Annotated in this window: 8 protein-coding genes; 5 read left to right on the forward strand and 3 right to left on the reverse strand. The window is 59.3% G+C overall.

Annotated elements, in window-relative coordinates:
- The first annotated feature begins 62 nt into the window (after positions 1–62).
- Both NZK35_RS30700 and NZK35_RS30705 read left to right on the forward strand, forming a co-directional pair.
- Complete coding sequence (locus tag NZK35_RS30700; protein ID WP_259636353.1) at positions 63–1667, forward strand: sialate O-acetylesterase; 1605 nt, start codon at positions 63–65, stop codon at positions 1665–1667.
- 135 nt (positions 1668–1802) lie between these two features.
- Positions 1803–3257 (forward strand): DUF1501 domain-containing protein, encoded by a 1455-nt coding sequence (locus NZK35_RS30705; RefSeq protein ID WP_259636354.1) that lies wholly within the window; start codon positions 1803–1805, stop codon positions 3255–3257.
- Positions 3258–3470: 213 nt separating this feature from the next.
- Here NZK35_RS30705 and NZK35_RS30710 read toward each other — a convergent pair whose 3' ends face one another.
- The 3 genes from NZK35_RS30710 to NZK35_RS30720 all read right to left on the reverse strand — a co-directional run bounded on the left by NZK35_RS30710 (position 3471) and on the right by NZK35_RS30720 (position 6184).
- Positions 3471–4943 (reverse strand): sulfatase family protein, encoded by a 1473-nt coding sequence (locus tag NZK35_RS30710; protein ID WP_259636355.1) that lies wholly within the window; start codon positions 4941–4943, stop codon positions 3471–3473.
- Between the two features lie 65 nt (positions 4944–5008).
- Complete coding sequence (locus NZK35_RS30715) at positions 5009–5623, reverse strand: Uma2 family endonuclease (RefSeq protein ID WP_259636356.1); 615 nt, start codon at positions 5621–5623, stop codon at positions 5009–5011.
- 63 nt (positions 5624–5686) lie between these two features.
- Positions 5687–6184, reverse strand: a complete 498-nt coding sequence (locus tag NZK35_RS30720) for a Crp/Fnr family transcriptional regulator (RefSeq protein ID WP_259636357.1) — start codon at positions 6182–6184, stop codon at positions 5687–5689.
- A 318-nt stretch (positions 6185–6502) separates the two neighbouring features.
- Between NZK35_RS30720 and NZK35_RS30725 the strand changes: the two genes are divergently transcribed.
- The 3 genes from NZK35_RS30725 to NZK35_RS30735 are packed head-to-tail and all read left to right on the forward strand — an operon-like array spanning position 6503 to position 10850.
- A complete protein-coding gene (locus tag NZK35_RS30725) occupies positions 6503–7831 on the forward strand; it encodes a PQQ-binding-like beta-propeller repeat protein (RefSeq protein ID WP_259636358.1) in 1329 nt (442 codons plus the stop codon).
- A 60-nt stretch (positions 7832–7891) separates the two neighbouring features.
- Positions 7892–8920: an ROK family protein gene (locus NZK35_RS30730; RefSeq protein WP_259636359.1), complete on the forward strand. Its 1029-nt coding sequence runs from the start codon at positions 7892–7894 to the stop codon at positions 8918–8920.
- A gap of 4 nt (positions 8921–8924) precedes the next feature.
- Positions 8925–10850 carry a glucosamine-6-phosphate deaminase gene (locus tag NZK35_RS30735; RefSeq protein ID WP_259636360.1) on the forward strand — a complete coding sequence of 642 codons (1926 nt, stop codon included), beginning with the start codon at positions 8925–8927 and terminating at the stop codon, positions 10848–10850.
- Positions 10851–10985 lie beyond the last annotated feature (135 nt).

Here is a 10985-nt window from a genome sequence, read left to right on the forward strand (position 1 = left end):
TGCCGTGCAGATCGCAAGCTGGAAGCTTACGCCACTTTATTCCGCTCACACTCCACTGAATCATGCAACGCTTCCTTCTGTTTCTCATGCTCGGGCTGGCCTGCCCGGCGGTGACGTTTGCCGAGCTCTCGGTTCCCCAGTTCTTCAGTGACCACATGGTGCTGCAGCGTGAGCGATCGGCACCGATTTGGGGCACAGCCACCCCAGACGCCGAAGTCGTGTTGGAACTCAAGGGCAGGACCGCGACGGTCAAAGCGAATGCGGACGGGAAATGGCGGGTCGGCATCCAGACCGGCAAGGCGGACGGTTCGGGATCGACACTGACCATTCGCAGTGGCAGCGAGACGATCAAGATCGACGACGTGTTGATCGGCGAGGTCTGGTTTGCGTCGGGGCAATCCAACATGGCATTCACGATGCGGGGGGCGGCGAGCTACGACGCTGCGTTGGCCGAATCTGATCTGCCGGCGATCCGGATGTACAATGCCGCCACGACGACCGCGGTCGATCCACAAGACGATATCGCCGGACAGTGGAGCGTTTGTTCTCCCGATACCCTGGCGAGTTACTCGGCGGTCGCGTTCTTCTTCGCCAGGAAACTGCACCAGGAACTCGGCGTACCGGTCGGGGTGATCAAATCGGCGTGGGGTGGCAAACCCGTCGAGACGTTTACCAGTCGCGAGGCACTCGAGACGTTGCCCGGTACGAAGCGGTTGGTCGACGCGGCGATCGAGGCTGACAGAGCCTACGATCCCGAGAAAGCCATGGTCGCCTACCAGGCTCGGCTGGACCAATGGCAAGCCGACGCGGCGGAGCGACGCAATCGACCCAACGAGCAACGTGCTCGCGCGCCGCGAAAACCGACGCCGCCCAAGCGTCCCTTGAACACCGAAGGAAAACCCGGCGTGCTGTTCAACGCCATGATTCATCCCTTTGTCGGCTACGCGATGCGTGGAGCGATCTGGTACCAGGGTGAAGCCAACGCGAAACCGGGCGCGGTGCCTTACGATCAAACGCTGCCGCTGATGATCCGTGATTGGCGAAAACGCTGGAACGATGACTTTTCCTTTTACTTTGTCCAATTGGCAAATTTCCGAGGACCCTCGACTGAGCCCGGTACCCCAGATCCGTGGGCGTTGCTTCAAGATCGAATGCGGTTGATCTTGAACACCACGCCCAAGACAGGGATGGCGATCATCAATGACGTCGGCGCGGCGGGCGACATCCATCCGAAGAATAAGAAAGATCCCGGCGAGCGATTGGCCCGCTGGGCATTGGCCAAAGACCACGGCCGTGACATCGTCTTCTCGGGGCCGCTGTATCGCGACAGCAAAATCGAAGGCAACGCGATTCGTGTAACATTCGATCAAGCCGGCAAGGGACTGAAATCGCGAGACGGCGAAGCGTTGAAACGGTTTGAAATCGCCGGCAAGGATCGGCAGTGGCACTGGGCCGATGCCAAGACCGTCGACAAAGACAGCGTGCTGGTAAGTAGCGAAGATGTTTCAGAGCCGGTCGCCGTGCGCTATGCCTGGGCGTCCAATCCCGAAGGTGCGAACCTGGTCAACAGCGAAGGCTTGCCGGCGTCGGTGTTCCGCAGCGATGACTGGGACGATGTCACCGGCTCGACGCGACCGTCCGCACGAAAGACGACCAGTGGTCGGTGACGCAGAACAGAGTACGTCATGCTGTGCATGACAACCCGTCGTCAAACACGGCCCGGCCGAGGCCGAAACGCAGATCCCACAAGCTCGGAACGGAGCACGAGTGAGTGAACCCAAACCCGTTGAAAGAACAAGATCATGAACAGCACCATCAATCGTCGATCGATGCTCTGTGGTGGGCTCGGGTTTGGCAGCCTGGCACTCAACGCGATGCTCCGCCGCGACGGTTACGCCGCCGCGCCGGGGAGTTCGTCGGCCAGCCCGGCGTGGTCGCCACCGGACGGCGTGCCGCATTTTGCCCCCAAAGCGAAAAGCGTGATCTGGCTGTTCATGCGTGGCGGTGTCAGCCACATGGAAAGTTTCGATCCCAAACCGGCGCTGACCAAGTACGCCGGGAAAACGATCAACGAGACTCCATTTGCCGATGTTCAAGATCCGGAGAAACTGAAACGGGTTCGGGTCGTTGTCGTCAATGATGCCAACGGCCAGCAACGCAACAAGGTTTATCCGTTGCAAGTCGGCTATCGAAAGTATGGGCAAAGCGGAATCGAAATCAGTGACTGGTTTCCGCATCTGGGGGCCTGTGTCGATGACCTGGCGGTGATCCGGTCGATGTGGACGACCGATGACAACCATGGCGCCCAAGTGCAGTTTCACTCGGGGCGACACATGCTCGATCCACGTGTGCCGACGATCGGCGCATGGGTCAATTATGGGCTGGGAACACTCAACGAAAATCTGCCCCAATTCATCGGCATGGGCCCGCGATTTTTTGACAAACGCGACGGACACTACTTGGGGCCGGCTTACGACAGCGTCGCATTGAAAGTGGACCCGAATAATCCACTCGACTATGCGAGCCCCGAAGGAGACGTTTCGGCCGGCCAGCAGCGTCTCGGATTTGACTTAGTCCGTCGCTTGAATCACTTGACCGCCGAGCAGTATCCGCACGACCCAGAGCTGGAAGCAAGAATCAAGTCCTACGAATTGGCCTACCGCATGCAAACGGCCGTCCCGGAAGTGATTCGGTTTGATACCGAGACCGAGGCCACCAAAAAACTGTACGGGTTCGATCAGGAAGAAACACGTCCGTTTGGCGAGCAGTTGCTCACGGCGCGTCGTTTCGCCGAACAGGGTGTGCGATTCATACAAATCATGCATGGCGATGGGGCCGCGGGGGCATGGGACCAGCACTCGAAACTGAAAGCCAATCATTCCAAATTGGCGATGCAGGTCGATCGACCGGTCGCGGGCTTGATCCAGGATCTCAAGCAGCGGGGCATGCTGGACGAGACGCTGGTCGTGTTCGCGACGGAATTCGGACGCACACCGGGGTCACAGAACTCCGACGGCCGCGATCACCATCCGTACGGTTTCAGCGTCTTGATGGCCGGCGGTGGACTCAAGGGCGGCATCGTGCACGGCGCGACCGATGAAATCGGTTTCCATGCCGTGGAGCATCCGCACTATGTGACCGATGTCCATGCGACGTTGTTGCATCAGTTGGGCTTGCATTCTCACCGACTGAATGTGCCGGGGCACAAGCGTCTGGAGCAAGATTACGGCCACGTGATCAAGGAGATCCTAGTTTAGGATCGCGCAGAAACGAAGTGAGAGAGGCTTCCAACCTGTCGATGGCCTACCTCGCCCTCAGGCGGAATCCTACGCCGTGAACGATTCGTTAGCGGCAGGGCGCGAGCCCTCCGGTCGCGTTTCAAACACACCATGAAAGACCGGAGGGCTCGCGCCCTACCGCTAACAAAAACATACCGCTTGGCGTCAAAGCAAGTGATCCGTGCGATCGAACTATGGTTGGAGCGTTTGCGCGCGCGGCTGACCTTCGGTTTTTCCGATCGCCCGTTGTCCCTTGCCGGGGCGTCCTTGATCGCCAAGGTCTTCGCGAGCCTGGTCGGCGATCTTCATCAATCGCTCGACCACGTCGGGATGCTGGGCCGCAACGTTTCGTTGGCAAGACACATCGTCGTACAAATGAAACAGCAACGTCTGCGGCGGGTCATTTTTTTCCAGGTGAGGATGTCCGGCGGACGGATCGATGGGCAAGAATAACTTCCAGGGTCCGGAACGAACCGCTTGCAATTGATCCCGGTGGTAATAGTAGAATGCGTCGTACGGAGACGTGGCGTCCGGCTGGCTGTAGATCAAGGGGGCGATGTCGTGTCCGTCGATCGTGCGATCTTGCGGCAGTTCGCCGCCGGCCAGCTTGGTGAACGTCGGCAACAAATCCATCGTCGAGGCGAGTTCTTCGCAGACGGTTCCTGCCCGCACGTGGCCCGGTTGCCAGATCAATGTCGGGACGCGAAAGGCGCCTTCGCTGGTCGTGTAACCACGGCCGTGCAGGGGGCGATTGGAACCGCGCGAGAGATCGTTTAAGTCTCGATTGATCGGAGCACCGTTGTCGCTGGTCCAGATCACAAGCGTCTTGCCGGCCAGCCCCAGTTCGTGCAGTTGATCCATCATTTGACCGATCGACCAGTCCAGTTCTTCGATGGAGTCGCCCCAGGGTCCGTTCTTGCTCTTGCCCCGAAAGGCTTCACTGGAGAACGGTGTCTTGGTGCTGCCCGGCATCGCTTGGGGGAAATACAGAAAGAACGGTTCCTCCCGGTGCTCCTGGATCCACTGCATCGCCCGTTCGGTGTACCGCTTGGTCAATCCGTTTCGGTCACAGGGGGCTTCGACGACGACTTCGTTTTCCATCAATGGCAGTGGCGGCCAATGTTTTCCGTCCAGCCGATCGCCCAGACGCTGGCCGACCGCTTGCGTCATGTCATCGCTATAGGGGACTCCGAAAAAGAAGTCAAATCCCTGACGTGTCGGCAGGAATTCGGGTTGGTCGCCCAGGTGCCATTTGCCGATGATCGCCGTCGCGTAACCCTGTTCTTTCAGTGTTTCGGCAATCGTGACTTCGTCGGGATTTAGCCCATAAGGCGAGATCGGGCGGAGCACATGTCCGTCGCGCGGGTTTTGGTGCATGCCGACGCGTTGGGAGTAGCATCCGGTAATCAGGCTGGCGCGTGATGGGGTGCAGACGCCGGCGGTCACACAGAAGTGTGTGAACTTTCGCCCCTGTGTTGCCATCCGGTTCAAGTTCGGCGTTCGGTGCAACCTGGAGCCGAAGGGTTGGATGTCGCCGTAGCCGAGATTGTCACAGAAGACGACGATGAAATTCGGCCGTTCGGGGAACTCGGCGCTGATCGCGGGTCGCAGAATACTGAACAGGCTGGCCAGGGCGACGAAAAGGATGGTGTTGCGGCGGGGCAAGAGATTTCTCCGACGGAGCTGCGGCGGGTGGTCCGACGCCTGGCGACAAATCGGGTGATATTCGATTACAGCTTCTCAACGAACCGACGAATCAATTCGGTTTCGCTCGCCGAGCCGACGGCTTTGAGTGTGGCGACCGCATCGTCGAAGGGGAATCCCGCCAACACCTCGCTGGCGGCAATCGATCGGTAATCGTCATTGGCGAGTCGTCCGAGCCAAAGCGTTTCCCCGTCGTATCGCCAGACCTCGGGGACTCCGATGCTGGCCAACAGGGCCAGCTTGTTGGTCGCCGAACGAGTCATTCCAATCTCGATGACCAGATCAGGCGGGGGATCAATTGCCAAATCAATTTCGCGTTTGCCACGCACGCGTCGCTCATTTTGAATGTAGTACGACTCGTCTGCCTCGAAGCCTCGTTTCAGATCGGGGCGTTTGAAGGTGGTCGACGCTGAGGATGCAAGATCGATTCCCCTGACGAGACTGTACATTTCAACGAGACGTCCCAGCAACGATTTGTCGGATTCGTGAGCCATCGACGGCGACATGATCTCAAGCAATCCTTGGTCGTAGGTCATCAATCTCCCGGCGCGATCCGGATTGTCGGCCAACGTTTCATAGGTCTGCCACGAGATCGATCGCAGCAGGACACGCTGTTCGCCCTGAGTGGTGGTGAGACTCATTTTCTGCTCCGTTGAGTTGACTTGCACGTATTGTACTCTCCGCCACAGCAGATCCGCTATTGATCAAGCATCGAATGCCAATTCCTCGTCAAACCAATGCTGGCCGAGTTCTTGCTGATAACGAAACAGTCGCTCGCCGGCGATCCGCAGCCGGCGACTGACTTCGCGTCCCAAATTCATCATTACCATCGCGTACTGTTCCATATCGACCTGACACAGCTTCATCAGCGCCGTGTAGGGAACTCGGATCACGCTGCAATCGGTTTCCGCTTTGACGCCGGCGAAGCGGCGTTGTAAATCGATCAACGACATTTCGCCGAAACAGTCACCGGGCTGAACTCGCGCCAAGACAATCGCTTTGCCCTGCCAGGTCCGTTGGACGATCGCCGTCCCGGATCGGATCACGTACAAGCAGTCTCCCGCGTCTCCCTCTCGGAAAAAGAATTCACCCGCGGGCACCTCTTGCTCTTCGGATTGACTCAAGATCAATCGCAGCGTCTCTTGTCGCAGGCCCCCGCACACCGGAGTTTGTTGGATGAGTTCCGTTTGATCGATTAACATGCCAAAGACCTTTTTTGCCGAAGTCAACGGACAGAAATCTGTCTCGGGCCGCGTCCGGTACCCCCCAACATGTCGCATCCGATGCGTAGTGTCAAAGATTTTACGTCGGCGGTGTCGGGCGAGTTCAGGGGGATGCCCCGGTCATCTGGCCCCGGAAATCTGCGTTTGCTGCAAAAGCTCGGCCGGCGGGAACAGCCCTGCCGAGACACTCGATCCGGGCCGACGAGTTACAATGTGCCCAAACCGGAATCGTCCGGATCAAAGGCGGCCCCTCCACGTTACCTTTCCTCACCTTTCCTCCTTCAGAATTCACCTCTCATGTTTCGCAGTATTTGCCGGATCAGCGTCCTAGTCACCGCGATGACATTGCTTACGTCCGCGGAGAGCGTTATTGCCGACAATTGGAGTCACTGGCGAGGTCCGACCGGCAACGGTGCGGCCACCAGCGGTAATCCGCCGACCCAGTGGTCCGAAACGGAGAACGTGAAATGGAAGGTGCCGATTCCCGGCCGCGGTTCTGGGTCGCCGGTGATTTGGGAAGACCGCGTGTTTGTGGTCACCGCCGTCGACGTGGGGCCAGGGACAGCGGCACCGCCACGAACCCCGCAGAATCGCAATCAATTCCAACGTGGTAGGGCTCCGGCGCTGCCGAAACTGGAGTTTCAGGTGCTCTGTTTCGACCGGCAATCTGGTCAGCAACTTTGGCAACAAACGGCCGTCACCGCCGTCCCGCACCAGGAAACCCATTCGACCAACGGGTTTGCGTCGGCATCCCCCTGCACCGATGGCAAACATGTGTATGCGCACTTCGGCTCGCGAGGCCTGTATTGCTACACGCTGGACGGTCAGCTGAAATGGAAACGCGATGACTTTGGAAAGATGATCACACGCAACGGATTCGGCGAGGGCAGCTCACCGACACTTCACGGCAAGATGATCATCGTGCCGTGGGACCATGAGGGCGATTCGGCAATCTACGCGTTGGACAAGTTGACGGGTGAGACGATTTGGAAGACCGATCGCGATGAACCGTCTTGCTGGGCCACGCCCTTGGTGATCGACGTCGCCGGCAAAAAACAGATCATCATGAACGGTCAAAACTTTGCCCGCAGCTACGATCTGGAAACCGGTCAAGAACTCTGGCGCTGCGGCGGCCAAACCGCTCGGCCGGTCGCTTCGGCAGTTGCCGCGGACGGATTGGTGTTCATCGGTAGCGGCTTTCAGGGTTCGTTCCTCGGTGCGTTCCGGCCCGACGGACGAGGCGACATCGAAGGCACCGACCGCGTGGTGTGGACGGTGAACCGCGACACACCCGACATCGCATCCCCGTTGCTCAGCGACGGCCGGCTGTATTACCACAAAGGCAAATCCGGAAACCTGAGTTGTCTGGATGCCAAGACCGGCAAACCCTACTACGAAGCCGTCCGGCTGCCGGGGATCAGCAATACCTACGCGTCGCCGATGGCCGCCGGAGGCCACGTCTACTTGACCGGACGAAGTGGAACCACCGTCGTGATGAAGGATTCCCCGACGCTCCAAATTGTTTCGTCCAATTCGGTCGGTGAAACGGTGGATGCAACTCCCGCTCCGTGCGGCGATGAGTTGTTCATCCGCGGAGAGAACCATTTGTTTTGCATCGCGAATTGAATGAATCGAAATGATGAGTTTGAACGTGATGAGTGATTGCGCCGACGTTTGTATCCGAACATGAAACCAACCGACTACTGTACCAGCGAATCGCCGTCGTTCGTCATGGGCATCGATCTTGGAGGCACTTCGGTCAAACTAGGACTGTTGCGTGGGGAGGAGCTTGTCGCCCGCGACCAGATCTCCACGGCGCATTGCGACGAACCCTCGGATGTGTTTCGCCGGGCCCGCGAGTTTTCGATCGCGGCGTTGCACCGGCACGGTGCCACCTTTGATGCGCTGCAATCGGTCGGATTGGCCATGGCCGGCGTGATCGACGAGACGACGGCCACCTTGATGGAAACGGCAAACCTGCACGCCTGGCACGGTATCGGTTTTCATCAAGAATTGGCGCGCGTCTTTCAAAAGCCGGTGGCCGTGATCAATGATGCCAATGCCGCGGCACTCGGTGAGTCCAGTTTCGGGGAGCATCGGACCGACTCGCTTTCTTTCTTGACGCTGGGGACCGGCATCGGCGGTGGGATCATTGTGTCCGGCCGGGCGATCAATGGCAGTCACGGATGTGGTGGCGAAATCGGCCACGTCACCATCGAGCACGGTCCCGATGCCCGGCAATGCGGGTGCGGGCGTTGGGGGCATTTGGAAGCCTATGCCGGCGCCGCAGGAATCGTCAAAACCGCACTCGAGCAACTCGAAGCGACCGACCAGAGATCGCCGCTCCGCGATGCCGACGAACTGACGCCGGAAATCATTGCCGCCGCCGCCGAGCGCGGCGACGCGATCGCGATGGAGACGGTCCGCAGGACCGGCGTGCATCTGGGGCGGGCGATCGCCATGCTCGCCCACATCGCCGATCCCGCCGTCGTGTTACTCGGCGGTGCCGTGAACTTCGGCGGCAACCAAACCCGCACCGGCAGAGCGTTTTTGCGGACGATCCGAAGCGAAATGGTGCGTCTGTCGTTGGTGCAAACCGGCGAGACGTTGAAAATCGATTTTGCCACGCTCGGCAACGACGCCGGAATGCTCGGTGCGGCACAGCACGCAAGACAACTGACACATCAAGCCGATCCATCTTGCAGCAACGAATAACACCATGAGAAAAGACAGACGCCGACTCAAACCCTTTCAACCGGCGACGACGCTGTCGTCGATTCCGTATCGAGTCTTCCCCGAAGCGAGCGATGCCAGCGAAGCTGCGGCGCTCGAAATCGCGACCCTCGTGCGAAGCCGTGCCGCAGAGGGACGCACCTGCGTGCTCGGGTTGGCGACCGGTTCCACCGTCGTCAATGTGTACTCCGCCATGGTGCGGATGCATCGCGAACAAGGCCTCTCGTTTTCCAACGTGGCAGTCTTTGTGCTCGATGAATTCCTGCCGATGGAGCCGGAATCGCTGCAAAGTCACGTCCGATTCATGAACGAGCACCTGTTCGACCACATCGACCTGCCACGCGATCAGATCCACATTCCCGACGGCACCACGCCGCAGGAAGAGTTGGCAGAATACTGCCTGATGTTCGAAAATGAGATCGCCGAGTTGGGCGGCATCGACATGTTGATCCTGGGCATCGGTCGGACCGGACACATCGGTTTCAACGAACCCGGTTCGGGGACGGATTCGCGGACGCGGCCGATCACGCTTGATGCGATGACGCGGATCGACGCGGCCAGCAATTTTTTCGGTGTCGAAAATGTGCCGCGGCGTGCGATCACGATGGGGGTCGGCACGATCCTGGACGCCCGGCGAATTATCTTGCTCGCCTTTGGCGAAGGCAAGGCATCGATCGTCGCCCGCGCGATCGAAGGCGAAGTGGCTCCGGCGGTCCCGGCGACGTTTCTGCAACGACACGATGACGTCGAGTTCTTTCTTGATTCCGCTGCCGCGGCGAGTCTGATCGAAATCCGATCGCCCTGGTTGGTCGGCGATGTCCGCTGGGATGACGTGATGGTCCGGCGGGCCGTGATCGCACTCTCACAGTCGGTCCAAAAGCCGATCCTGATGTTGACCGACGCCGATTACAACGCCAACGGGATGCAGGGCCTGCTCGCCGAATACGGAACCGCCTATGAAATCAACCTCAGCGTCTTCCGCCATCTGCAAAATACGATCACCGGCTGGCCCGCCGGCAAACCGGACCGCCCCGATACGGTGTTCCCCAAACGGATCATCCTGTTTTCGCCGCACCCCGACGACGATGTCATTTCGATGGGAGGCACGTTGACACGTTTGGCGACTCAGGGCCATGAAATCCACGTCGCCTACCAGACCTCGGGCAACCTGGCCGTCTTCGATGGCGATGCGTTACGATTCGCCGAATTCGCCGCCGATTTCTGTCGCGAGTTCGAAGTCTATAGCGATGACATCCAACGCCTGACCGAGATGATGATTCACGCCATCCGCGACAAGGCATCCGGAAGCGTCGATATCAATGAAGTCCAGCGATTGAAAGGGCTGATTCGACGCGGTGAAGCGACCGCAGGGGCGCGTGTCTGCGGCGTCCGTGACGAACGATTGCATTACTTGAACTTGCCGTTCTACGAAACCGGAGCGGTCCGCAAAAATCCGATCGGCGAACGTGATGTTCAAATCACCGTCGATCTGTTGCGTCACGTGCAACCACACCAGATCTATGCCGCCGGCGACCTGAGCGATCCCCATGGAACCCACCGCACCTGCCTGGACATCATCTTCGCCGCGTGTGCGGAATGCCGACACGACGACTGGTTCGCGTCGACCGCCGTCTGGCTCTATCGCGGTGCCTGGCAAGAGTGGGCGCCCCACGAGGTTGAGATGGCGGTGCCGCTGAGCCCCCAAGAAGTCGACCGCAAACGCGACGCGATCTTCAAACACGAATCACAAAAAGACCGCGCCCTGTTCCCAGGCTCCGACGCGAGAGAATTCTGGCAACGCGCCGAAGCACGCAACGCCCAAACCGCACAGATCTACGACCGGCTGGGGTTGGCCCAGTACCAAGCCATCGAAGGCTTCGTCCGCTGGAAGGGGTTTGATGCGGCAGATTGATGGCGGCAAAACGATGGCGGCAAAACGATGGGGGCAAGACGATGGGGGCAAGACGATGGGGCAAGACGATGGGGCAAGACGATGGGGCAAGACGATGGGGTGGCAGAATGATGGAGTGGCAGGTGCGCCGGGATA

The sequence above is a fragment of the Stieleria sedimenti genome (genome assembly GCF_025060895.1).
GTDB lineage: Bacteria > Planctomycetota > Planctomycetia > Pirellulales > Pirellulaceae > Stieleria > Stieleria sedimenti.